Annotated in this window: 15 protein-coding genes, 2 tRNA genes, 1 pseudogene and 1 riboswitch; of the genes and pseudogenes, 6 read left to right on the top strand and 12 right to left on the bottom strand. The window is 73.6% G+C overall.

All coding sequences use genetic code 11. The features are described 5' to 3' along the window. Positions 1–406: 406 nt before the first annotated feature. Entirely contained in the window at positions 407–958 is a 552-nt protein-coding gene (locus tag ACIPM1_RS32145; RefSeq protein ID WP_356192297.1) for a MarR family transcriptional regulator, read from the bottom strand. Positions 959–1,122: 164 nt separating this feature from the next. Between ACIPM1_RS32145 and ACIPM1_RS32140 the strand changes: the two genes are divergently transcribed. Continuing rightward, positions 1,123–2,385 (top strand): MFS transporter, encoded by a 1,263-nt coding sequence (locus ACIPM1_RS32140; protein WP_402440653.1) that lies wholly within the window; start codon positions 1,123–1,125, stop codon positions 2,383–2,385. Between the two features lie 72 nt (positions 2,386–2,457). Here ACIPM1_RS32140 and ACIPM1_RS32135 read toward each other — a convergent pair whose 3' ends face one another. The 3 genes from ACIPM1_RS32135 to ACIPM1_RS32125 all read right to left on the bottom strand — a co-directional run bounded on the left by ACIPM1_RS32135 (position 2,458) and on the right by ACIPM1_RS32125 (position 6,920). Then, entirely contained in the window at positions 2,458–3,273 is an 816-nt protein-coding gene (locus tag ACIPM1_RS32135; protein ID WP_402440651.1) for a class I SAM-dependent methyltransferase, read from the bottom strand. 133 nt (positions 3,274–3,406) lie between these two features. Beyond that, positions 3,407–5,296, bottom strand: coding sequence for a SpoIIE family protein phosphatase (locus ACIPM1_RS32130; protein ID WP_402440649.1), 1,890 nt, complete (start codon positions 5,294–5,296; stop codon positions 3,407–3,409). Positions 5,297–5,543: 247 nt separating this feature from the next. Next, the gene (locus ACIPM1_RS32125; protein WP_402440647.1) at positions 5,544–6,920 is read right to left on the bottom strand and encodes an NAD(P)/FAD-dependent oxidoreductase; all 1,377 of its coding nucleotides are present in this window, start codon (positions 6,918–6,920) and stop codon (positions 5,544–5,546) included. A gap of 399 nt (positions 6,921–7,319) precedes the next feature. On the opposite strand from ACIPM1_RS32125, the gene ACIPM1_RS32120 reads away from it, so the two are divergent. After that, positions 7,320–8,093: a TetR/AcrR family transcriptional regulator gene (locus ACIPM1_RS32120; RefSeq protein ID WP_402440646.1), complete on the top strand. Its 774-nt coding sequence runs from the start codon at positions 7,320–7,322 to the stop codon at positions 8,091–8,093. Between the two features lie 737 nt (positions 8,094–8,830). Here the strand turns inward: ACIPM1_RS32120 and ACIPM1_RS32115 are convergent. Further along, positions 8,831–10,909: an asparagine synthase-related protein gene (locus ACIPM1_RS32115; RefSeq protein ID WP_402440644.1), complete on the bottom strand. Its 2,079-nt coding sequence runs from the start codon at positions 10,907–10,909 to the stop codon at positions 8,831–8,833. A gap of 693 nt (positions 10,910–11,602) precedes the next feature. Here ACIPM1_RS32115 and ACIPM1_RS32110 point away from each other — a divergent pair. The 4 genes from ACIPM1_RS32110 to ACIPM1_RS32095 all read left to right on the top strand — a co-directional run bounded on the left by ACIPM1_RS32110 (position 11,603) and on the right by ACIPM1_RS32095 (position 16,699). Continuing rightward, a complete protein-coding gene (locus ACIPM1_RS32110) occupies positions 11,603–13,027 on the top strand; it encodes an MFS transporter (protein ID WP_356192282.1) in 1,425 nt (474 codons plus the stop codon). 59 nt (positions 13,028–13,086) lie between these two features. Next, positions 13,087–14,328 carry an L-2-hydroxyglutarate oxidase gene (gene lhgO, locus ACIPM1_RS32105; protein WP_356192280.1) on the top strand — a complete coding sequence of 414 codons (1,242 nt, stop codon included), beginning with the start codon at positions 13,087–13,089 and terminating at the stop codon, positions 14,326–14,328. Between the two features lie 75 nt (positions 14,329–14,403). Next, complete coding sequence (gene trmB / locus ACIPM1_RS32100) at positions 14,404–15,234, top strand: tRNA (guanosine(46)-N7)-methyltransferase TrmB (RefSeq protein WP_402440641.1); 831 nt, start codon at positions 14,404–14,406, stop codon at positions 15,232–15,234. Between the two features lie 115 nt (positions 15,235–15,349). Next, positions 15,350–16,699: a PrsW family intramembrane metalloprotease gene (locus tag ACIPM1_RS32095; RefSeq protein WP_402440639.1), complete on the top strand. Its 1,350-nt coding sequence runs from the start codon at positions 15,350–15,352 to the stop codon at positions 16,697–16,699. 158 nt (positions 16,700–16,857) lie between these two features. On the opposite strand, the gene ACIPM1_RS32090 is transcribed toward ACIPM1_RS32095, so the two are convergent. The 7 genes and pseudogenes from ACIPM1_RS32090 to ACIPM1_RS32060 all read right to left on the bottom strand — a co-directional run. Next, positions 16,858–17,802, bottom strand: a complete 945-nt coding sequence (locus ACIPM1_RS32090) for an aldo/keto reductase (RefSeq protein WP_402440637.1) — start codon at positions 17,800–17,802, stop codon at positions 16,858–16,860. Between the two features lie 82 nt (positions 17,803–17,884). Continuing rightward, on the bottom strand, positions 17,885–18,916 hold the full coding sequence (locus ACIPM1_RS32085) for a M23 family metallopeptidase (RefSeq protein WP_402440636.1): 1,032 nt from the start codon (positions 18,914–18,916) through the stop codon (positions 17,885–17,887). Between the two features lie 11 nt (positions 18,917–18,927). Next, positions 18,928–19,085, bottom strand: a riboswitch (cyclic di-AMP (ydaO/yuaA leader). Between the two features lie 325 nt (positions 19,086–19,410). After that, positions 19,411–19,484 (bottom strand) — tRNA-Met (locus tag ACIPM1_RS32080). Between the two features lie 99 nt (positions 19,485–19,583). Next, a complete protein-coding gene (locus ACIPM1_RS32075; protein WP_402440634.1) occupies positions 19,584–20,714 on the bottom strand; it encodes a dihydrofolate reductase family protein in 1,131 nt (376 codons plus the stop codon). Between the two features lie 108 nt (positions 20,715–20,822). Further along, a tRNA-Lys gene (locus tag ACIPM1_RS32070) sits at positions 20,823–20,895 on the bottom strand. A 211-nt stretch (positions 20,896–21,106) separates the two neighbouring features. Continuing rightward, entirely contained in the window at positions 21,107–22,642 is a 1,536-nt protein-coding gene (locus ACIPM1_RS32065; RefSeq protein WP_402440632.1) for an amino acid permease, read from the bottom strand. A 160-nt stretch (positions 22,643–22,802) separates the two neighbouring features. Further along, positions 22,803–23,324: pseudogene (locus tag ACIPM1_RS32060) on the bottom strand (RNA helicase); the annotation flags it as partial.

Genomic DNA, 23,324 nt, shown 5'->3' with positions numbered 1-23,324 from the left:
CGACTCTATCAGATCTTTCCGACCCGATTTCCTCGGTGCTTTCCAGGTTCCCGCTTCCGCGTTTCCCTTTCCGGCGGTTCCGACTCTATCAGATCTCTTCTCGACCTGATCCCCAGTCAGCGGGGCTTGTCTTCCCGGCCGTTGGGCCGTTCCGACGTCTCAAACCTTAGCGGATCCGCTCGGCGATTCCCAATCGGGTCCTGAGCGGATCCGGTCAAGATCGACGAGTCCCATTCGAATTGAATTCGGGCACGCCGAAAACAATCCCGTTAGGAGATCGTACTGATGGTTTGTGTGCCGCATGTGCGGCGAGAGGTGCCGCCAGAGAACCGTTACGGCTCGGTGGCAACCCGAAGAACGTTACGGATCCGACAGGGGGCTGTCAAGTCCCTGCTGTCAAGATCTTTTAATCCAGATCGCTGAGCCGCCCGCCGGCGTCCGGCTGGGCGTGCTCCACCCTGCGAAGAAGCCTCGTCAGGGCCTCGCCGAGGATCGTGCGCTCCTCCGGAGCGAGGTCCTGGAGGAGATCCTCTTCGAAGACCGATGCCAGACGCATGGCCTCCAGCCACTTCTCCCGGCCGTCGGGGGTCAGCTCCACGATGACGCGGACCCGGTTGGTCTCGTCGCGCTCCCGGGTGACCAGACCCTCGCCGACCATGCGGTCGATGCGGTGGGTCATGGCGGCCGGCGTGAGGCCCAGGCGCTTGGCCAGGTCGCTCGGCCCCATGCGGTAGGGAGCGCCGGAGAGGACGAGGGCCTTGAGGACCTCCCACTCTGCGTTGCTGATGCCGAGTGCGGCGGTCTGGCGGCCGTAGGCGACGTTCATCCGGCGGTTCAGCCGGGACAGCGCGGAGACGATCTTCTCGACCTGGGGGTCGAGGTCCTGGAACTCGCGCTGATAGGCGGCGATCTGCTCTTCGAGTGTCGGTTCGCCGAGGCTGCCGGAGGTGTCGCCCATGTCCGCAGTATGGCACGGGCCTGCTTGGCGTTGAAGTCCTTCCAGGTGTACTGTTTAGCTTCGAACTTTAGCTTCGAAGTCTTCAGAACTAACTACTGAAGGCCTCCAACTACTCAAGCGACTACTCGAGAGAGGTGAACGTGACCAGGGCGATGGGCGCAGCGATGCGCCGGATCCACGTGGGCAACGCACTCAGCGCGTTCGGGCTCGGCTTCACCGTCCCCTACCTGTACGTCTATGTGGCGCAGGTGCGGGAGCTGGGAGCCACGACGGCAGGGCTGGTCCTCGCCGTCTTCGCCGTGGCCGCGCTGCTCGTGCTGCCGTTCGCCGGACGGGCGATCGTGCGGCGCGGCCCGCTGCCGGTCCTGCTCGCCGCCCTGGTCACCGCCGCGCTCGGCGCACTGAGCCTGGGGCTGGCGGGCAGTGGGGCGACCGTGCTGCCGTCGGCGGTGGCGCTGGGGGCCGGGCAGGCCGTGATGCAGCCGGCGCTGGCGACGATGATCGTGGACTGCTCGTCGGCGGAGACGCGGTCGCGGGCGTTCGCGACGCAGTTCTTCCTTCAGAACCTCGGGCTCGGGGTGGGCGGTCTCATCGGCGGGCATCTCGTGGACACCTCCCGCGTCTCCTCGTTCACTCTGCTGTTCTCGCTCGAGGCGGCGGTGTTCCTGCTGCTGGTCGTCGTGATGGCCACGGTGCGGACGCCGCATGCGCCGCGTATCGAGGGGGCGCCGGCCGCGTCGGCGAAGGGCGGCTGGAGGCAGTTGCTCGGCAACCGCGCCATGGTGCAGCTGTGCGTGCTGGGCTTCGTGCTGTTCTTCGCCTGCTACGGCCAGTTCGAGTCGGGGCTGAGCGCGTACGGCGTGGAGGCCGCCGGGATCTCGACGTCCGCGCTGGGTACGGCGCTGGCCGCGAACACGCTGATGATCGTGGTCGCGCAGTTCGCGGTGCTGCGGTTCGTCGAGCGGCGCCGCCGGTCGCGGGTGATCGCGGCGGTGGGTCTGGTGTGGGCGGTGGCCTGGGCCGCGGCGGCGTACGCGGGGCTGGGCCACGGCAGCCGGACGATGGCGACGGCCGCCTTCGTGTCGACGTACGCGCTGTTCGGGCTGGGCGAGGCCATGCTCTCGCCGACGGTGGCGCCGCTGGTCGCCGATCTGGCGCCGACCGGGATGGCGGGGCAGTACAACTCCGCTTTCGCGCTGGTGAAGCAGCTCGCGCTGGCGATCGGGCCGGCGGTGGGCGGGCCGATGGGGGCCTCGCTGCACGCGCCGTACGTGGTGACGTTCCTGCTGTTCTCGCTCGGGATCTCGGTGCTCGCACTGCGCCTCGGACGGCGGCTCCCCGCCGTACAGGATCATCCGTGGGGTGCGCGGAGCCGGGTGGTGGCCCGGGGTGGGGCGGCTGCCGAGCCGGTGACCGCGGAGGCGTGACCCTTCGGGGAGCGGGGCGGCCGTCACCTTCGGGTGGCGGCCGCCCTGTCGTGTGCCGTGGGCCGGGCCGTGTCAGCGGACCGCCGTGGTGAGGGTCGCGGTGAAGGGCAGGGTGGCCGTGCCGTCGGGGGCGGCGTGGCCGGCGAGCCGGTCGGCGAGGGCGCGGCCCGCCTCGGCCAGGACCTCCTCGCCCCGGGTGTCGAGGATCTCCTGGCCCCAGGGGGTGACGGAGAGCTGGCCGCGGGCGTACTCGGCCAGCGGGGGCAGAGTGATGCCGAAGGTGGTCTCGCGGGCGGTGGCGTCGTGGAAGCCGGCGGTCCGCAGGGCGGCGGTGAAACGGTCGGCGGTGCAGGCGAGGGCCGCGGCGTAGCTCTCGGCGATGTCCGGGCCGCCGTACTGCTCGATGACCGCGTACTGCGCCTCGAAGTAGGGGGAGAGCCCGCGGTCCGCCCAGACGGTGGCCGCGAAACGGCCGCCCGGGCGGGTGACGCGGGCGGTCTCCGCCAGGGCCGCGTCGAGGTCGGGGAAGAACTGGGCGCCCTGCTGGCAGACCACCGCGTCGAAGGCGGCGTCCGCGTAGGGGAGCCGGTCGGCGGGGGCGGCGGTGAACTCGATGTCGGGGTACATGCGCGGATGACGGGCCTCGGCGACCTTGAGCATGCCCTCGTTGACGTCGGCGCCGAAGACCCGGCCGGACGGGCCGACCCGGGCGGCGGCCGCGCGGGCGGCGAAGCCGGTGCCGCAGGCGAGGTCGAGGACCACGGCGCCGGGGTAGAGGTCGACGGCGTCCAGGAGTGCGGTGACGAAGGGCGCCATGATCGGCGCGACGTACTGCTCGTAGCGCTCGGGGGCGCTGCCCTTGAGTTGGAATCCGGGTGCGTCTGCCATGGTGAGCTACTAGCACCGTTGGACGGCCGCGCCTAGACGCCGCGCTGCCCGCCCACCCGTGCGACCTTCTCGTGTGCGCCTCCCGCCGCCCCCGCACCGCCGCGTCCGGGGCGGTGGCCGGAACGGCCGGAGGTCATCCGGCCGGGCGCGGCAGCGCGAACTCGCACCAGACCGCCTTTCCGCCGCCCGGCGTCCTGCGCGAGCCCCAGTTCGAGGCGATGGTGGCGACGATCGCGATGCCCCTGCCCGACTCGTCGCCCGGTTCCGCGCGGCGTCGCCTCGGCAGGTGGTCGTCGCCGTCGGTGACCTCGACGATCAGGCGCCGGTCGGTGCGCCGCAGGCGCAGCCGCATCGGCGGGGTGCCGTGCTGGAGGGAGTTGGCGACGAGTTCGCTCGCCGCGAGGACGCCGAGGTCGTGCAGTTCCACGGGGAAGCGCCAGCTGGTCAGGACGCCGGAGGCGAAGGCACGCGCGCGGGGGGCCGCCTCCACTCCGCCCAGCAGTTCCAGCGCGGCGTTGCGGAACAGCTCTCTCTCCGCGCCCGTGCGGGCGGGGTGCTGGAGGACGAGGACCGCCACGTCGTCGTCGTGGTCCGCCTGGACGCCCGCCGAGCGGACCAGGCGGTCGCAGACCACCTGCGGGGTGCCGGTGGCGCCGGCGAGGGCGCGCTCCAGCGCCGCGATGCCCTCGTCGAGGTCCTCGTCGCGGCGCTCGACCAGGCCGTCGGTGTAGAGGACCGCCGTGGAGCCGGGCCCGAGCGGGACCGAGCCGGAGGCGTGCACCCAGCCGCCGGTGCCGAGGGGCGGGCCGGTGGGTTCGTCGGCGCGCAGGACCGTGCCGTTCTCGTCGCGGACCAGGATGGGCAGGTGCCCGGCGGAGGCGTACACCAGCCGGCCCTCGTTCGGGTCGTGGACGGCGTACACGCAGGTGGCGATCTGGTTGGCGTCGATCTCCGCGGCGAGGCCGTCGAGGAGCTGGAGCACCTCGTGCGGGGGCAGGTCGAGGCGGGCGTAGGCGCGGACCGCGGTGCGGAGCTGGCCCATCACCGCGGCGGCCCGGACGCCCCTGCCCATCACGTCGCCGATGACCAGCGCGGTGCGGCCGCCGCCGAGCGTGATGACGTCGTACCAGTCGCCGCCGACCGCGGCCTCCGTGCCGCCGGGCTGGTAGGTGGCGGCGATCCGCAGGTCGTCCGGCTGCTCCAGGACCTGCGGGAGGAGCGAGCGCTGGAGGGTGACCGCGGTCTCGCGCTGGCGGCGCTCGCTGGCGCGCAGGCGTTCGGCGGCCTCGGCGTGGTCGGTGACGTCGGTGGCGAAGACCAGCACGCCGAGGCCGCCGCGGCCGTCGGCGCCCGCGGCGTTACGGCCGTCCGCCCCACCGCGGAGCTCCGGGCCCGGGCCGCCGCGGCCGTGGGCCTTCGCGCCGGTACGGCCGTCGGCCGTCACGCCGGTGCCGCCCTCCGGGCTCGCGTGGGCGGGGGCCGTCTCCGCGCCGGGGGCGCCGCCGTCCGGCGTGACCGGGGAGGCGGGGGCGCGGGTCTCGGCCGGGGAGCCGTCTCGGCCCTCCGGAGCCGGGACGGGGCCGGTCTCGGTGACCGGGGTGCAGGTGAAGGTGTACGAGCGGCCGTCCGGTGCGCGGCGGGACTTCAGGGTGCGGGGTCTGCCGCTGCGCAGCACCTGGTCGAGCAGCGGGAGCAGGCCCAGTTCGCGCAGCTCGGGCAGGGCGTCGCGGGCGGGTTCGCCGAGCGGCCGTCCGCCGAAGGCCGCCGCGTAGGCGTCGTTGACGTACGCGATGCGGTGGTCGGGGCCGTGGACGAGGGCGACGAGGGCGGGCACGCGGTCGAGGACCTCGCGCGCGGGGAGTTCGTCGACGGCGGGCGCGCACACCCCGCCCGTCCGCTGTGCGGCGCGGGCGGAGGGCACGGAGCCGTCCCCCCGCCGGTCCGGGGAGGCCGCGAGATCGGTCCGCGCTGCGGCGCGGCGCTGCGTTCCGGGGAGCCGGGCGCTCCAGCGCGTGAAGTTCACGAATCCTTGCCTCGTGTCGTCGTCTCAGGTCGGCTCCGGCCGGGCCGGGGTGTCGGGGCCGTGCGGCGGTGGCCGCGGTTCTCGCTGTCCCGGGTGCGGCACAGGGAAAGCGTCGGGGTGTTCGAGGACGGGCGGCCGACCGCGCGCGGTCGTGGGACCGCCACGGTCGTGGATCAGTCTGGCAGTGTGGCCGACCGCACCGACATCCGTCAGACGCCGGGGCGTCCGCAGGAGTTCCTCGGTCCGGTCAGGACGACCCCTTCGGGTTGATGTGGGGGTCGAGAGGATGCTTTCCCCCGGCCGCCAGTTCGAACTCCGCGCGGGGATGTTCCAGTGAACCGAGCGAGACGATCTCCCTCTTGAAGAGGCCCGCCAGCGTCCACTCGGCCAGCACACGGGCCTTGCGGTTGAAGGTGGGCACCCTGCTGAGGTGGTAGGCGCGGTGCATGAACCACGCAGGGTACCCCTTCATTTTGCGCCCGTAGACCTGCGCGACGCCCTTGTGCAGCCCCAGCGAGGCGACCGAGCCGGCGTACGAGTGCGCGTACTTCTCCAGGGGCTCGCCGCGCAGGGTGTGCGCGATGTTGTCGGCGAGGAGCTTGGCCTGACGCACCGCGTGCTGGGCGTTGGGGGCGGTCGTCCTGCCGGGGTCCTTCGCGGTGACGTCGGGGACGGCGGCGGCGTCGCCCGCGGCCCAGGCGTGTTCGACCCCGTCGATCCGCAACTCGGCGGTGCACTTCAGCCGGCCGCGCCCGTTGCGTGGGAGGTCGGTGGCGGCGAGCAGCGGGTGCGGTTTGACGCCGGCGGTCCACACGACCGTACGGGTGGGGAAGCGCTGCCCGTCGCTGAGCACGGCGACGCGGTCGGCGCACGACTCCAGGCGGGTCTCCAGGAGGACCTGGATGTTGCGGCGGCGCAGTTCGGAGACCGTGTAGCGGCCCATCTCCTCACCGACCTCGGGCAGGATGCGGTCCGAGGCCTCGACGAGGATCCACTTCATGTCCCCGGGCTTGACGTTGTGGTAGTAGCGCGCGGCGTAGCGGGCCATGTCCTCCAGTTCGCCGAGCGCCTCCACTCCGGCGTAGCCGCCGCCGACGAAGACGAAGGTGAGGGCGGCGTCGCGGACCGCGGGGTCGCGGGTGGAGGAGGCGATGTCCATCTGTTCGAGGACGTGGTTGCGCAGGCCGATGGCCTCCTCGACGGTCTTGAAGCCGATGCCGTAGTCGACGAGGCCGGGGATGGGCAGGGTGCGCGAGACGGAGCCGGGGGCGAGGACGAGTTCGTCGTACGTCAGCTTCTCGGCCGCCGCGCCCTCCTCGGTGGCGAGCGTGGTGAGCGTCGCGGTGCGGTGAGCGTGGTCGATGGACGTCACCTCGCCGACGACGAGGTGGCACTGGCCGAGCACGCGGCGCAGCGGTACGACGACATGGCGCGGGGAGATCGCGCCGGCGGCCGCTTCGGGCAGGAACGGCTGATAGGTCATGTACGGGTCGGGCGTCACGACCGTGATGTCGACCTCGCCCCGCCTGAGCTCGTGTTTCATCCGCTGCTGCAGGCGCAGGGCCGTGTACATCCCGACGTAGCCGCCGCCGACAACGAGAATGCGCGCACGTTCCTTCACCACCCCATGACGCACCCGGCGCTCTCGTTTGTCCACAGCCCCGGCGAATTGTGTGACCGGGAGGCCAGGTCGGCCAGGGTTGGCCGAATCACCGGAGTGCGAGGAAGGCGCGCAGGTCAGCGGGGGTGAGGCGGGGTGCGGAAGGGGGCGCAATCCGGACGTATGCGGCCCGTACTCCGATCGAGGGGCGCTCTGTGCGGAACCTCCCCCTTCTGAATTGACCCCCTCTCAACTATGTTCGTGTGTCGACGGGGTGTAGGGCATGTGACCGGACGAGTCCGCGAGGTCCCACCGGGGATCTCTTGGGCGGGCCCGCTCGGGCGTCGTGCCCGTTCCGCGCATCCCGGATTTCAGTGGCGGGGAGAGTCTCCGGGGGGAGACGTCATTACCGGGGGATCACTTATGCACATTCAGGACTCTCACTGGTCTACCGCGTCGGCCGTCGCGCCCGTCGGCGGGGCGATGAGCACGGCGATGAGCACGGCGGGCGGCGGACGCGGGGGCGGGTCGCGGACGACGCCGCTGCGCGTCGACGCACAGCGCAATCTGGAGCACGTGCTGCGGGCGGCGCGCGAGGTCTTCGGCGAGCTGGGGTACGGCGCGCCCATGGAGGACGTGGCGCGGCGCGCGCGGGTCGGCGTCGGCACGGTGTACCGGCGCTTCCCGAGCAAGGACGTGCTGGTGCGGCGGATAGCCGAGGAGGAGACCTCCCGGCTGACCGAGCAGGCGCGGGCCGCGCTCGGCCAGGAGGACGAACCGTGGTCGGCGCTCGCGCGCTTCCTGCGCACGTCGGTGGCCTCCGGCGCGGGGCGGCTGCTGCCGCCGCAGGTGCTGCGGGTGGGCGTCGCGGACGACGCCGCGGGACCGGCGGCCGAGGCACGGGTGCCGCAGCAGCGCACGCAGCCGGCCTCGGGGGAACTGCGCCTCGTGCCGGACGAGACCGCGGCGCTCCCCTCGGGCGACGACGCGGGGGCGGCGGCGCTGCTGGAGGTCGTGGGCCGGCTGGTGGAGCGGGCTCGCGCGGCGGGGGAGCTGCGGCCGGACGTGTCGGTGTCGGACGTCCTGCTGGTCATCGCGACGGCGGCCCCCTCGCTGCCGGACGCCGCGCAGCAGGCGGCCGCCTCGGCGCGGCTCCTGGACATCCTGCTGGAGGGACTGCGGTCGCGGCCGGCGTGAGCCGAGGAGGGCGCCTGCGACGAGGAGGGCGCCTGCGACACAGGCCGGGTGACGCCGCGGCGGGGTGAAGTGCCGCCCCGCCGTCGCGCCGCTCTGCCTGGGACCGGCAGAGGGCGTTCCCCGTCCGGGTGAAATTCGGTACGACGCTCCGCCGGTTCCCCTCGGACGAGTGGCCGATCCGTACGAGCCCGTCCCGGCCGGAACCCCTGTGGCGCCCTGACCCGGTGACCGGCAGGACTGGGCCGGCAGCGGGGGCTTTCCGCGAGGGGCGCTGAGGGACACGACGAGTCACGCGGCGACGGCGGGCAGCGGACGCGGAGCGGCTCCGCCCGCCACAGGTGCCGCCCCAGGGCGGCCCGTCCGGAGGCCCGCGCGGCGCCTTCCCGGCCGGGGACGGCGTGGCGCGCCGGGCCGGTGTCCCGGGCCCCTCCGGTATCCCGGGCCCGTCCGGTGTCCCGGCTCAGGCCGATGTCCCGGCTCAACGCGAGCGGTGGGACGACGGGGTGCCGTCCCCTCCGGTGGAACTCCCGCCGTCGGACGCCGACCTGATCGGGCGGATGCGTGCGGGTGACGACACCGCGTACGAGGAGCTGTACCGGCGCCGAGCGGACGCCGTGCGCCGGTGGTACCGCACGACGCCTTCGACACCGCGGCGGTGGCGGACTGGGCCGACTCGGCCTTCACCTGCACGCCCACCGGTCGACAGCCACCGCGGCCGGCACGTCCACGGGCCCCCGTCACGCCCCGGAGGCCAGCGCCCCACGCTGCGGGGCGATCCCCGCCGGCACCGCCCGAGCCCGCGCGGGCGTCCCCGTCCAGCACGTCCCCCGCCGCGCCAGCAGCCGCCGCAGCCACATCTCCAGCGACACGAGGTCCGCCAGCCCGTCCAGCGGCATCGGCTCCCCCGCCGCCGCTCCCCGCAGCGCCCTGCGCACCACCCGCGCCTCCACCAGCCCCGCCTCCGCCAGCAGCGGCGTGGCGAACAGATCGACGAGGGAGTCGGTGGCCACCCGCAGCCCCGCGCGCGCCGCCACCGCCGCCGAGGCGTGCGAGGGCGCGCCCCAGCCGGGCGGCAGCTCTGCCACCCCGGCGCCCTCCAGGACCGTACGCAGGATCGCCGCCCGTGCCCCCGGCTGTACCCGGAGCGCCTCCGGCAGGGTCCGGCACGCGCGGACGACCTGGTTGTCGAGGAACGGCGTGTGCAGCCGCTGGGAGCGGATCTCCGCGGCCTGCTCCAGGATCCGCAGGTCCGCCGCGTGGCGCGCCAGCGCCGCCCGTGCCCGGTAGTCGCCCGGCCGCTGCCCGGGCCCCACTCCGGAGCGGCTGGTCGCCCCCTGGAGACGAACCGATACTTCAGCCAGGGCCTCCCCGGTCAGCCAGCGCGCGGCGGGCCCCGGTCTGCCCCAGGTGAGCGCGGCCAGCGACGCCCCCACCGCGCCCCCGGGCTCGTCGAAGCGGCGGTGCAGCAGCCGGTCGGCGAGCACCTCCAGGCCCGTCCGGTACGGCGTCCGCGCCAGCCGCCGGGCCGCGCCGTACACGCGCGCGGGGACCAGCACCGAACCGTCGGCCTTGGTGAGCGCGGCGACCGGGCGGACCAGATGCCGCCGCTTGCGGTCCATCAGCAGGTCGGCCAGCCGCGCCGGATGCGCGTCCAGGACCTGGCGGGCGCCGTACCCGGTGAAGTGGTCGGCGCTGCCCGAGGCCAGCCGGGCCCGGTGGCGTGCCGCCGTCACCAGCGACGGCCCGGGCTCGTCCGTCAGCGGCCCCTCCAGGTCGGCGTACGGGAGCACGTCCTCGCCGCCGGTGACCACCACGTGGTGCAGCCGCGGGTTGGCCGCGAGCTCCCCGGCCCGCTCCAGCTCGGCCTCGCGCCCGCCGACGGCGAGGTCGTTGAAGGTGACGGCGAGCAGCCGCTCACCGGCGCCGGTGCCGTGGCCCAGGAGCGTGCCGGGCATCCCCGGCAGCCCGGCCGCCAGCAGCGCGAGCGTCCCGGAGGCCGGGCCCCCGGACAGGTCCGCCCCGATCCCCGGCACCGGCATCCCGCGGGCCGCGCGCCGCTCGGCGGGGCCCATGCCGGGCACCGGGCCGGGGTCGACGTCGGGGACGTGCCGGGGTGCGGACAGCCGGGCGCGCACGGCCTCGACCAGCGCGTCCCGCACGGCGTCGACCGCGCGGTCGGGGTCGGCCGCGGGTGCCGCCACGGCGAGCGAGGCGACCGGTTCGTACCCGGCGACCTCGCGGGCGCCGGTGCGCAGGATCAGCGCGTGTCCCGGCGGGATGCGGCGCACACCGGCGTACGGCGTGGAGTCGTGCACCGCGGCCGGCACGTCGGGGGCGGCGAGCAGCGCGGCGAGGTGCCCGAAGTCGAGGTTGGCCTCGGTGAGGTCGGCCAGCGGCAGCGCTGCGGTCGCGTAGGCGGTGCCGCCGGCCCAGGGGGTGTGGAACACCGGGCGGGCGCCGGCGAGGTCGCCGCAGACGGTGACGCGCCGGCCCACCTGGACGACGGCCGTGTAGCTGCCCGGCCAGGCGGTCAGATGCCGCAGGGCGCCGCCGCGCGCGGCGAGCAGCCCGACCCGCAGTTGCTCGTCGGAGGCTCCGCAGGTGCCGAGCACCGCGATCCTCGTCTGGGCGTCGGCCCGCACCAGGCGTACCTCGTCCGGGCGCCAGTCGCCGACCGCCCAGAGCGGATCGGGGTCGCCCCACAGGAGTTGGGAGCCCACCGGATGCACGGTCTCGCCGTCGAATCCGGTGGCGCCCGCGGCGCCGATCGCGGGGGTCCCCGCGGCGGTGCTGCTCCATCCCACCAACCACCGCATCGACGCCTCCACAGGCTGTGGACAACCAGTGCACCGCACGAACAGGGACACCATGCTGCCACGAAGGACGCGCGCCGGAGGGGAGGCGGAGCCGCCTTCGCCCTACCGTACGCGCCCCCGCGCGCCTGCCCGGCGCCCACCCGACGGTTGCCCAACGCCTTTACGGGGCAGGGTTACTGCGACGCGAATGCGCCCCCTGATGCGCTCCCCGCGACGCCCTTCGCGCCGTCAAGTTCCGTGGTGAGGGCCGTATTGGGCATCGAGAAGCGGGGATTATTTTCAGCCAAATCGGCGCGGGAGGGGCGGACTTGCACACGCTCCGTACACGCTCTGCGCACCGGACCCACAACAGACAGTCCGGGAGGCGGAGTTCGCCTCCCGGACCGTTCCGCCGCCCGCGGGGATGGAGGCGGCGGTGTCCCCCAGCCCACTGGATCCAGTACAGCGGGCCGACCCACGCAGCTCATGGAACCGCTCCCCCCGATGGCCGGAGAAGAGCGCACGGACGGGCGCACGGCCACACACCGGGAGCACGCCGCAACTCAGCGTGCAGGGGCCGCACTTCCGTGCGGGCCACAATCCCGCCAACCGGAACAATGCCCCTTAACGCTTGGGATGCGGCGAACTACGCTGGGTTTACGAATGCCGCGTGGTTATGCCAGCGCGGCAGCCGTCTGTGTCGAGGGGTGACGCATGTCCAGGGAGCAACGCGGGCCGAACGAAAAGCTCGGCGCCGTTCTCGCCCTCGCGGGAATCAGCAACGCGGGACTCGCGCGACGCGTCAACGACCTCGGCGCGCAACGCGGTCTGACGCTTCGCTACGACAAGACCTCGGTGGCGCGCTGGGTGTCGAAGGGAATGGTGCCGCAGGGCGCGGCGCCGCACCTCATCGCGGCCGCCATCGGGCAGAAGCTCGGCCGCCCGGTGCCGCTCCACGAGATCGGTCTGGCGGACGCGGACCCCGCGCCGGAGGTGGGCCTGTCCTTCCCCAGGGACGTCGGCCAGGCGGTGCGGTCGGCGACGGAGCTGTACCGCCTCGACCTCGCCGGCCGCCGGGCCGGTACCGGCGGCATCTGGCAGTCGCTGGCCGGGTCGTTCGCGGTGAGCGCATACGCAACGCCCGCCTCACGGTGGCTGATAACCCCGGCCGACAGCTCGGTGGCGCGCGAGGCCAACTCGGCGGAGGGCTCGGGCGCACCGCTCAAAGTCGGCCACAGCGACGTGCAGAAACTGCGGGAGGCCGCCGAGGACGCCAGGCGCTGGGACTCCAAGTACGGAGGCGGCGACTGGCGTTCTTCGATGGTGCCGGAGTGCCTGCGGGTCGAGGCGGCGCCGCTGCTGCTGGGCTCGTACTCCGACGAGGTCGGCCGGGCGCTGTTCGGCGCCTCGGCCGAACTGACCCGGCTGGCGGGCTGGATGGCCTTCGACACCGGCCAGCAGGAGGCCGCCCAGCGCTACTACATCCAGGCGCTGCGCCTGGCCCGCGCCGCCGCCGACGTCCCCCTCGGGGGGTACGTGCTGGCGTCCATGTCCCTCCAGGCCACCTACCGGGGCTTCGGCGACGAGGGCGTCGACCTCGCGCAGGCCGCCCTGGAGCGCAACCGCGGCCTGGCCACCGCCCGCACCATGAGCTTCTTCCGCCTCGTCGAGGCCCGCGCCCACGCGCGCGCGGGCGACGCCCAGGCGGCCGGCGCGGCCCTGAAGGCCGCCGAGGGCTGGCTGGAGCGGTCCCGAGAGGGCGACCACGACCCGTCCTGGCTCGGCTTCTACGGCTACGACCGCTTCGCCGCCGACGCCGCCGAGTGCTACCGCGACCTGAAGGCACCCCGCCAGGTCCGCCGCTTCACCGAGCAGGCCCTGTCGAAGCCGACGGAGGAGTTCGTGCGCTCGCACGGGCTGCGGCTGGTGGTCTCCGCGGTCGCCGAGCTGGAGTCGGGCAACCTGGACGCGGCCTGTGAGCAGGGCGTACGGGCGGTTGAGGTCGCCGGGCGCATCTCGTCCGCGCGCACCACGGAGTACGTCAAGGACCTGCTGCACCGCCTGGAGCCGTACGGCGACGAACCGCGCGTGGTCGAGCTGCGGGAGCGCGCCCGGCCGCTGCTGGTGGCTCCGGCCTGAGCCGGCCCGGGCGCGGCGAGCCGAAGGACCCCGGGTTTGAGGGCATTGTCAGTGGCGCAGTGCACTATCGAAGCCGGGAGGTGGAGCAGGTGCGGCCGGACATCGCTCACGACTGTGACGTGCTGGTGATCGGGGGCGGGATCGTCGGCCTGTCGACGGCGTACGCGATCACGCGCGCCGCGCCGGGCACCCGGGTGACGGTCCTGGAGAAGGAGCCGGGCCCGGCCCGCCACCAGACGGGGCGCAACAGCGGGGTCATCCACTCCGGGATCTACTACCGGCCGGGCTCTCTGAAGGCGCGGTACGCGGTGCGGGGCGCCGCCGAGATGGTCAAGTTCTGCGCGGAGTACGGCATCGCCCACGCCGTCACCGGCAAGCTGATCGTCGCGACCGGGCGGGAGGAGCTGCCCCGCCTGCACGCCCTCGTCCAGCGCGGCCGGGAGAACGGCATTCCGGTGCGGGAACTGGGCGCCGCGCAGATCGCGGAGTACGAGCCGGAGGTGCGCGGCCTGGCCGCGATCCACGTCGGGACGACGGGGATCTGCGACTTCACGGGCGTCGCCCGGCAGCTGGCGCGGGCGTCCGGCGCGGAGATCCGGTACGGGGCGCGGGTCGTCCAGGTGGACCGGCGGCCGGAGCGGGGCGTGGCCGTGCGCACGGCGCGCGGCGACGTGGTGCGCGGACGGGTGCTGGTCAACTGCGCCGGGCTGTACTGCGACGAGGTGGCCCGGCTGACCGGGGACGAGCCGGACGTGCGGATCGTGCCCTTCCGGGGGGAGTACTACGAGCTGGCGCGGCCGGAGCTGGTGCGGGGGCTGGTGTACCCGGTGCCGGACCCGGCGTTCCCGTTCCTCGGCGTGCATCTGACCAGGGGCATCGCGGGCGACGTGCACATCGGGCCGAACGCCGTGCCGGCGCTGGCCCGGGAGGGATACGGATGGGGGACCGTACGGCCCCGGGAACTGGCGGGGACGCTGACCTGGCCGGGGTCCTGGCGCATCGCCCGGCGGCACTGGCGCTACGGCGCCGGGGAGCTGCGGCGGTCGGTGTCGCGGAAGGCGTTCGCCGAGGCGGTGCGCAGACTGCTCCCGGCGGTCGGCGAGGAGGACCTGGTGCCGACCGCGGCGGGAGTGCGGGCGCAGGCGGTGCTCCGGGACGGGACGCTGGTGGACGACTTCCTGATCCGGGAGGGTGCGCGGGCCGTGCACGTGCTCAACGCGCCGAGCCCCGCGGCCACGGCGTCGCTGCCGATCGGACGGGAGGTGGCGCGCCGGGCCCTGGCCGTGCTGGCGGCGGCGTGAGACGCCGCGGGGCTCGTGCGCCCAGGGCCGGGGGCCGGGCCGCCGGTGGCGTGCGCACCGTAAAATCGAGGCACTGTGTCGAACTCCCTGAACACCCCCGAAGCCCACCGGCCCGCCTCCGAGGGGCAGCCGCAGCACGCCCCCGGTGTGTCCGTCCGGCACACCCGGGCCAAGGGGGAGCCGCGCTTTCCCGACGGCCCGAAGGCCGATCCGGCCGGTTCGCACTTCGAGCGGCGGATCCGCAGCTTCCAGCCGCGGCGGAGCCGGGTCACCGCGGGGCAGGCGGACGCGCTCCAGCGGCTGTGGCCCTCCTGGGGGCTGGACATCGACGGGCAGCGGGTGATCGACCTCGCCGAGCTGTTCGGCAACACGAACCCGGTCGTGCTGGAGATCGGCTTCGGCATGGGAGAGGCGACCGCGCTGATGGCGGCCGCGGACCCGGACACCAACATCCTCGCCGTCGACGTGCACACGCCGGGTCAGGGCAACCTGCTCAACCTGGCCGACCAGAACGGACTGTCCAACGTCCGGGTGGGCAACGGCGACGCGATCATCCTGCTGCGGGAGATGCTCCGCCCCGACGCCCTCGACGGGCTGCGCGTGTACTTCCCCGACCCCTGGCCCAAGAAGCGGCACCACAAGCGGCGGCTGATCCAGCCGGAGTTCCTGACCCTGGCCGCCACCCGGCTGGGGCCCGGGGCGATCGTGCACTGCGCGACCGACTGGGAGCCGTACGCGGAGCAGATGCTCGAGGTGCTGACCGCGCACCCGGCCTTCGAGAACACCCAGGCCGAGGGCGGCTTCGCGCCGCGCCCCGGCTTCCGTCCGCTGACCCGTTTCGAGGGCCAGGGACTGGACAAGGGTCATGTGGTGAACGATCTTCTCTTCCGCCGCGTACCGCACTGAGACCGGCCTCCGCAGCACGTGCCGGAACAGCCTTCCGCCGAGCCTCCCGACCGCGCCTGACACGATGTGCCAGACCCCGTCGCGGGCGGCGTCCTCCCTCGTTAGGGTCAATGCCGTGGCCACCTGTCCCCCGTACCCGCCCCATCCCAGCGGACCCGTTCCCGGACCGGCCGGCGGCCGGCCGCGTCATGCGCACTGGTGGCAGAAGCGATGGGTGCGATACGGCGCGCCGGCCATGCTGCTCGCGCTGTCCGGGCTCGTCATCCTCGCGCTCGTACGCCAGCAGACCGGCACCGAGGGGTTCCTGGTCGGGCTGGGGCTCGCCGTCCTGCCCGTGCCGCTGCTCATAGCCGCCTTCCGCTGGCTGGACCGCGTCGAGCCCGGCCCGTGGCGGAACCTGCTGTTCGCCTTCGCCTGGGGCGCGTGCGCGGCCGCGCTGGTGGCCATCGTCGCGAACAGCTTCGCCACCCAGTGGATAGAGACGGCGACCGCCGACCCGACCCGGGCGGACACCCTCGGCGCGACGGTGATAGCGCCGATCGTGGAGGAGTCCGCGAAGGGCTCCGCCGTGCTGCTGCTCTTCCTCTTCCGCAGACGGGACTTCACCGGAATCGTCGACGGCGTCGTCCTGGCCGGGGTCACCGCCACCGGCTTCGCGTTCACCGAGAACATCCTCTACCTCGGCACCGCCTTCGGCACCGACCAGCTCACCGGCGGCCGGGGCATCGCCTCCGTCACCGCGGCGACCTTCTTCGTGCGGATCATCATGTCGCCGTTCGCGCACCCGCTGTTCACCGTGTGCACCGGCATCGGGTTCGGCGCCGCCGCCGCGCTCGCCGGGGACCGCCGGCGCGTACGGCGCATCCTGCTGCCGGTGAGCGGACTGCTGCTCGCGATGAGCATGCACGCGCTGTGGAACGGCTCCTCCACGTTCGGCACGTACGGCTTCCTCGCCGTCTACGCGGCCTTCATGGTGCCCGCGTTCGGGCTGCTGACCTGGATGGTCATCTGGACCCGGCAGCGGGAGCTGCGCACCGTGCGCGAGGAGCTGCCGGCGTACGCCGCCGCCGGGTGGCTGACCCCCGCCGAGCCGTTCGCGCTCGGCTCGATGCGGGCGCGCAGGCTGGCCCGGGAGCACGCTCGGCACCACCTCGGCAAGCCGGCCGGGCGGGCGGTCGCCCAGTACGAGGCGTACGCGACCTCGCTGGCGTTCCTGCGGCACCGGGGGCGCCGGGGCCGGGCCGGGGCCGACTTCGTCGTCCGGGAGCGGGAGCTGCTCGGCGAGCTGTGGGCGCGCCGCGAGGTGGCCCAGCCGGCGCTGGACCACGCGGCGCGCAGAACCGCCCCGCCGGTCCCGGTCGTCGCCCCGCCCTGGCCGGTGTACGGCGTCTACGGCCGGCCCGCGACCCCTGTCCCCCACGGTCCGGCGACGCCCTACCCCGCGTACAACCCGTACCGGACCTGACCGGTCCTTGGACGGGCCGGGCCGGCCGGGTACGGCGGGGTCGGTCACGGCGGGGTCGGTCGGGTACGGCGGGGTCGGTCGGGCAAGGGGACCGTCAGGCCGACGCCGAGGTCAGCGCCCGGGCCGTCGGCCCGACGCCGAGGTCAGCGTCCGGGCCGTCAGGCCGACGCCTCCGTCAGCCTGGCGAGGTCCTCCTCGGTCAGGGTCAGGTCCGCCACCTTCAGCAGGGCCGGGAGCTGCTCCGGGGTCCGGGCGGAGGCGATGGGCGCGATCACCGTGGGCTGGGCGGCGAGCCAGGCGAGGGCGACCGTGGCGACGGAGGCTTCGTGGGCCCGGGCGACCTCGTCGAGGGCGGCGAGGACACTGCGGCCGCGCTCGGTGAGCAGGTGCTTGGCCGCGCCCTCCGCCCGCGCGCTGTCCACCTCGGCGCCGGGCCGGTACTTGCCGGTGAGGAAACCGGAGGCGAGCGCGAAGTAGGGGACGGCGGCGAGACCGGCCCGCTCGGCGAGGTCCCGCAGCTCACCCTCGTAGGTGTCGCGCGAGACCAGGTTGTAGTGCGGCTGGAGCGCCACGTACCGGGCCAGGCCCTCCCGGTCGGAGAAGTCGAGGGAGTCCCGCAGGCGCTCGGCGGAGATGTTGGAGGCGGCGATGTGGCGCACCTTGCCCGCCTTCACCAGCTCGTCGAGCGCGCCGACGATCTCCTCGACCGGCACGTCCGGCTTGTCGAAGTGGGTGTAGTACAGGTCGATGTGGTCGGTGCCCAGGCGGCGCAGCGAGGCCTCGGCCGCGGCCTTGATGTTGGCGGCGGTCAGGCCCTGGTAGTCGGGGTGCTGGCTGACCTTGGTGGCGATGACGACGTCGGCGCGGTTGCCGCGTGCCCTCAGCCAGTCGCCGATGATCGTCTCGGACTCGCCGCCCCGGTTGCCCTCGGCCCACGCCGAGTAGGAGTCGGCGGTGTCGACGAAGTTGCCGCCGGCGGCCGTGTACGCGTCGAGGACGGCGAAGGACGCCTCCTCGTCCGCGGTCCAGCCGAAGACGTTGCCGCCGAGGGCGAGCGGGAAGACCTCGAGGTCGGACGAGCCCAGCTTGCGAAGAGAAGTCATGGAAGACATCAACAACCGCGCCGGAGCCGCCCATTCCGATCAGGGCGGCTCCGTGGGGAAAAGGTTGCGGGAACCCGGTGGGTCAGGGGGTGAGACCCTTGTCGCGCAGCCACGTCATCGGGTCGATGGCGGTGGCCTGGCCGTTGGGGTGGACCTCCAGGTGCAGGTGCGGCCCGGTGACGTTGCCGGTGGCGCCCACGCGGCCGATGACGTCGCCCGTGCTCACCTTCTGGCCGACGCTGACGCTGATCGAGGACTGGTGGCAGAACCACAGCTCGGTGCCGTCGTCGAGGGTGAGGACGGTGCGGTAGCCGTAGGCGCCGGCCCAGCCCGCCTCGGTGATGGTGCCGCTGTGGATCGCCTTGATCAGGGTTCCGGTGGGAGCGGCGAAGTCGAGGCCGGTGTGGTAGCCGGAGGACCACATGGAACCGGGCTGACCGAAGGTGCCGGTGAGCGTGTACGAGGAGGTCGGCAGCGTGTACTGCTTGGCCAGCTCGGCCAGGCGCTCGGCCTCGGCCTTCCGCTTGGCCTCCTCCTCCGCCTTCTTCTTCGCGGCGGCGGCCTTCGCCTCGGCCTCCTGCTGCGCCTTGGCGGCGGCCTCCTGGGCCTGCTTCGCGGCCGCGGCCTCGGCGGCCTCCTGGGCCTTGGTCTCGACCTGGGCCTGCTGCTGCTCGGCCTGCGCCATGATGCGGTTGCGCAGCGCCTCGCCCGCGTCGGAGGCGCTCTCGGTGGTCTCGGCGGTGCTCGTGCCGAGGGTGCTGAGCGCGGTCGCGGAGCCCTCGGGGGCCGCGGGGGCGTCGTCGAAGAGGGAGCCCACGGAGGGCAGGTCGGGCATGGAGATGGACACCGGCGGCTTGCCGGTGTGGGCGCTGGCCATGCCACCCGCGCCGACGGCGGCTATGACGCCGACACCGAGGACGGTGGAACTGCGGGCGAGCCCGCCGCCGCGCTGCTTGGCGACGCGGTGCCGGCCCCGCACCGGACGGACGGACTCCTCGGTGGGATTCCACTCCTCCCAGGGGCCCTCGTCGGTGCGGTAACTGCCGTAGCCGAAGGTCTCGGTGCGCTCACCGGGAACGAACGGGGCTTCGGGGGCGGGGCGGTTGGACGCCACTCGGGCGTGCTCCTTTCCTTCCGTCTCGCCTACCGGGTTAGCTGACGGGTTCGGAGCGGGAAGGTCTCCTACGCGCGTAAACCAGACGTGCGAGCACGGTGGTTGACGCCCGATTCACCCCAAGTTGGTGGTTCCCCGGTTCCCTTGCGGGATTCGGCGCGCGCGCACGGAGCCGTCGCTTGTGACGGCTGGGACGACCGCGCTGCGTTATCGGACGTTAATAGACGCGAGCCTCTGATTCCAAGTCGTTCGGCTTGATCATTAAACCTTTTTGGCCAGACGTTCGGGCCATGCGCGACGAAAATCGGGCGAGTTGACCCACCCTCCGCGGCACCGGTTTTTCTGATGGTATGTCACTTGTTATGCGCTCCGGCACGGATCGCTCACTCGGCGTGACGGCGACCGGAGCGGCGCCCGCATCACGGAGGAAACGGTGGGACGGGAAAACACTCAGGGCCGGGATCCTTGATCGGATTCCGGCCCTGAGCCTTCAGTAGCGGGGACAGGATTTGAACCTGCGACCTCTGGGTTATGAGCCCAGCGAGCTACCGAGCTGCTCCACCCCGCGTCGGTGAAACCAACTGTACCCCATCCTCGGGGCCGAATGCACACGCATGGAATCCGGCCGACCGCCCGCGCCCCTCCCGGGCCGGCGGCGCGGGCCCGCTCAGCCGGTCAGGTGCCGGTTCGGAGCCTTGGCCCGTTCCTCCAGCTCAGGGACGAGTACGGTCCGCGCGCCCCCGGCCGCGAGGATCCCGGACCCGTCGGCGCCCTCGACGAACGTGTCCGGTTCACGCCAGGCGGTGACCACCCGCCGTACGCCCGCGTCGAGGATCAGCCGGGCGCAGGGGCGGGGGCGGGAGGCACGCCGGGCGCACGGCTCCAGGCTGCTGTAGACGGTGGCGCCGGCCAGCCGGGGGTCCGCCGGGTCCACCTTGGCCAGCGCCGCCTCCTCCGCGTGGACGACGGGGTCGTCGCCCTCCCGCGAACGGCCCCTGGCGAGTTCGGTGCCGTCGGCGGCCACCACCACCGCGCCCACGCTGAACGCGGTCCGCGAGGGCGGGCAGAGCGCCGCCAGGTCGCACGCCAGCCGGAGCCAGTGCCGGTCCGCGGGCGAGGCGAGGGTCCCGGTGCCGGGAGCCGTCGGCTCGTAGCGCATGAGGACGACGTCCTCGATGGCCCGCGTCTCCACGAGCCGCAGCCGTCCGCCCTGGTAGACGCCCGGCCCGAACAGCCGCGGCGCCCGCGGGTCGCCCACGAGGAGCGGGGCGAGCACGAGCTGGAGCTCGTCCGCGAGGCTCTGCTGGAGCAGCTGGGTGTGCACGGTCCCGCCGCCTTCGACCATCAGCCGCCGCACCCCGCGCACGTCGTGCAGGTGCTCGAGCAGCCGCCGCCAGTCGAGTGCGGCGCCCAGCGATACGACGTCGGCGGCGAGGCCGGCCCCGCGCAGCCGCTCGGCGCCCCGGTCGGTCGTGTAGACGGCCTTCTCGCCGCCCGTGTGCCAGAACCGCGCGGCCGGGTCCAGCTCGCCGGCCGCGCTGACCGTCACCTTCAGCGGGTACTCCGGCTTGCCGGCGGCGACCCGTGCGGCCCGCCGCTCGGGCGAGTTGACCAGCAGCCGCGGATTGTCGGCGCGGATGGTGCCCGCGCCGACGAGGATCGCGTCGACGGAGGCCCGCACCTCGTCCACCCGGTCGAAGTCGGCGGGGCTGGAGAGCAGCAGGCGCTCGGGGCCGGTGTCGTCCAGGTAGCCGTCGAGGGAGACGGCGGCGGACAGCAGGACGTACGGACGGGGCATCGGCGCGCGCTCTCTCTGCGGGAACGGAACTGCGTGAGCCGCCGGGGAAGTTGCCGCGGAAACGCCTGAGGCCCCGCCACGGAGTCCTCCGGGGCGGGGCCTCTCTCGTAGGCCCTGTGGGACTCGAACCCACAACCAATGGATTAAAAGTCCACTGCTCTGCCAATTGAGCTAAGGGCCCAGGCGATGTTGCCTACCCGAGCATAGCCGGAGCAGGCCGCCTGTCCGATCGGGTATCGGGGGTGCCGGGCCGGAAGTGTGCCGTCAGGGTGTCCGGATGGCCGGTCGGGAGAGTGCCGTGCGGGTGTCGGGGGCCGGTCCGGCGTGTGCCGTGCGGGTGTCGGGGGCCGGTCCGGCGTGTGCCGTGCGGGCGGCGGGCGGGTGGGCTCGGCTCAGGGGTCGGCCGGTTCGGGGGCGCCGGTGCGTGCGGCCTCGCGGGCGAGGGTGCGCTCGTGGGTGGGGTTGAGGAACCAGTGGCGCGCGGAGGCGAGCCACCAGGTCGCGGCGAAGCCGAGGACCACCAGGACGGCGACCGGCGCGTAGTTGAACGTCTCCCAGGTCACCGGGGAGACCTGCGGCAGCATGAACAGGACGGTGATCACGCCGACCCAGGTCACCGACACCACCCCGATCACCTGCGACCAGCGGCCCAGGTGCCAGGGCCCGCGCTCGAAGGCCGCGCCCTTGCGCACCCGCAGCAGGGTCGGCACGACGTAGGCGATGTAGAGGCCGATCACCGCGATCGAGGTGACCGCCGCGTAGGCCGTGACGTTGATCAGGTACGGCAGGCCGAGGACCAGCGCGCCGAGCGCCGCCAGCCAGACCGCCGCGACCGGGGTGCGGGTGCGCGGGCTGACGGTGTGCCACACGTGGGAGAAGGGCAGCGCGCCGTCACGGGAGAAGGCGTAGATCATGCGGCTGTTGGCCGTCACCGACGCCATGCCGCAGAACAGCTGCGCCCCGATCACCACGAGCAGCAGCAGCTTGCCCGCGGTCGCGCCGAGGGCGTCCAGCAGGATCTGGGCGGGCGGCGCGCCGGTCGGCGACGCGAGCTCCTTGTCGTAGGACTGGATGGCGAAGGTGAAGCCGAGCAGCAGGACGAACCCGGCCACCCAGGAGGTCCAGATGGAGCGGACGATGCCCTTCGGGCCGGCGGTGGACGCGTCGTGCGTCTCCTCGGTCATGTGGGCGGAGGCGTCGTAGCCGGTGAAGGTGTACTGGGCCATCAGCAGGCCCAGCAGGACGACGTAGACGCCGCTGCCCCAGCCCGTGTTGTTGACGAACTCGGTGAAGACGAAGGACGCCGACCGGTGCCGGTCCGGCACGAGGGCCAGCGCGCCGACGATCACCGCGACGCCCAGCACGTGCCACCACACGCTGACGCTGTTGAGGAGGCCGACGATCCGTACGCCGAAGGTGTTGAGCAGGCCGTGCAGCAGCAGGATCGCCGCGAAGAGCAGGACCGTGCGGCCGGGTGTGACGTGGAAGCCGAACTGGAGGTTGAGGTAGGCGCCGAGGAAGGAGGCGGCGCCGAAGTCGATGCCCGCTGTCACCGCCACCTGGCCCAGCACGTTGAACCAGCCCGTGAACCAGGCCCAGGCCGCGGCCGTCCTCGGCGGCGCCAGCCGGTGGGCCCAGAAGTACAGGCCCGCGGAGGTCGGGTAGGCCGAGCAGATCTCCGCCATCGACAACCCGACGAACAGGGTCATCAAGCCGACCGCCACCCAGCCCCAGGTGATCACGGCGGGGCCGCCGGTGTTCATCCCGAAGAGGTAGAGCGTCAGACAGCCGGACAGGACCGAGATGATCGTGAAGGAGACCGCGTAGTTGGCGAACGCCGACATCCGGCGCGCGAGGACCTGCGTGTAGCCGAGCTGGGCCAGCCGCTCTTCGTCCGACGGCCCGCTCGCCCTGGTGTCATCTGTCATGCACCCAGCGATTCCCTGACCGAGGGCGTGACATGCGACACACGAAAGGTGCTGTGGCCAAAAGTCATGGCGAAGGGCCCGTACGACATCGTCGTACGGGCCCTTCGGTGACTCAGGCGTCGCGCCGCTCAGGCGGTGTGCCTGTCAGCCGGTGTGCCTGTCAGCCGTTGCGCTTCCAGCGCGGCTTGTCCTCGCGGCGGCCGAAGGAACCGGTGCCGCGGTGGTCGTCACGACGGCCGTACGGGCGGTCGTGGCCGGAGGAGCGGAAGCCGGGGCGGTCGCCCTGGCGGTCGCGGTTGAACGGACGGTCGCTGCCGCGGTGCCCGCCGCGCTCGTCGCGGCGCGCGGGACGGTCGTCCCGGCGGAAGCCGCCACGGTCGTCACGGCGCTCGAAGGAGCGGGGCGCACGGTCGCGGTCCCGGTCGAAGGAGCGGCCACCCCGGTCGTCCCGGCGGAAACCGCCACGGTCGCCGCGGTCACCCCGGTCGTCCCGGCGGTCGTCGCGACGGAAACCGCCGCGGTCGTCACGGCGCTCGAAGCCACGGTCGCGGTCGCGGTCACGGTCGAAGGAGCGGCCGCCGCGGTCGTCCCGGCGGAAACCGCCACGGTCGCCGCGGTCACCCCGGTCGTCCCGGCGGTCGTCGCGACGGAAACCGCCGCGGTCGTCACGGCGCTCGACGGA

The organism is Streptomyces sp. NPDC086766 (assembly GCF_044746005.1).
GTDB lineage: Bacteria > Actinomycetota > Actinomycetes > Streptomycetales > Streptomycetaceae > Streptomyces.
Note: the sequence above shows the minus strand (reverse complement) of the source record. Positions and strands in the feature narration are given on the sequence as shown.

Excerpts from the sequence above, each read along its gene's own strand:
- ACIPM1_RS32120 (WP_402440646.1), top strand. The coding sequence starts at position 7,320 with ATGCACATTCAGGACTCTCACTGGTCTACCGCGTCGGCCGTCGCGCCC.
- ACIPM1_RS32065 (WP_402440632.1), bottom strand. The coding sequence starts at position 22,642 with ATGACAGATGACACCAGGGCGAGCGGGCCGTCGGACGAAGAGCGGCTG.
- ACIPM1_RS32110 (WP_356192282.1), top strand. The coding sequence starts at position 11,603 with ATGTCCAGGGAGCAACGCGGGCCGAACGAAAAGCTCGGCGCCGTTCTC.
- ACIPM1_RS32140 (WP_402440653.1), top strand. The coding sequence starts at position 1,123 with ATGCGCCGGATCCACGTGGGCAACGCACTCAGCGCGTTCGGGCTCGGC.
- ACIPM1_RS32075 (WP_402440634.1), bottom strand. The coding sequence starts at position 20,714 with ATGCCCCGTCCGTACGTCCTGCTGTCCGCCGCCGTCTCCCTCGACGGC.
- ACIPM1_RS32145 (WP_356192297.1), bottom strand. The coding sequence starts at position 958 with ATGGGCGACACCTCCGGCAGCCTCGGCGAACCGACACTCGAAGAGCAG.
- ACIPM1_RS32135 (WP_402440651.1), bottom strand. The coding sequence starts at position 3,273 with ATGGCAGACGCACCCGGATTCCAACTCAAGGGCAGCGCCCCCGAGCGC.
- ACIPM1_RS32090 (WP_402440637.1), bottom strand. The coding sequence starts at position 17,802 with ATGACTTCTCTTCGCAAGCTGGGCTCGTCCGACCTCGAGGTCTTCCCG.
- ACIPM1_RS32115 (WP_402440644.1), bottom strand. The coding sequence starts at position 10,909 with ATGCGGTGGTTGGTGGGATGGAGCAGCACCGCCGCGGGGACCCCCGCG.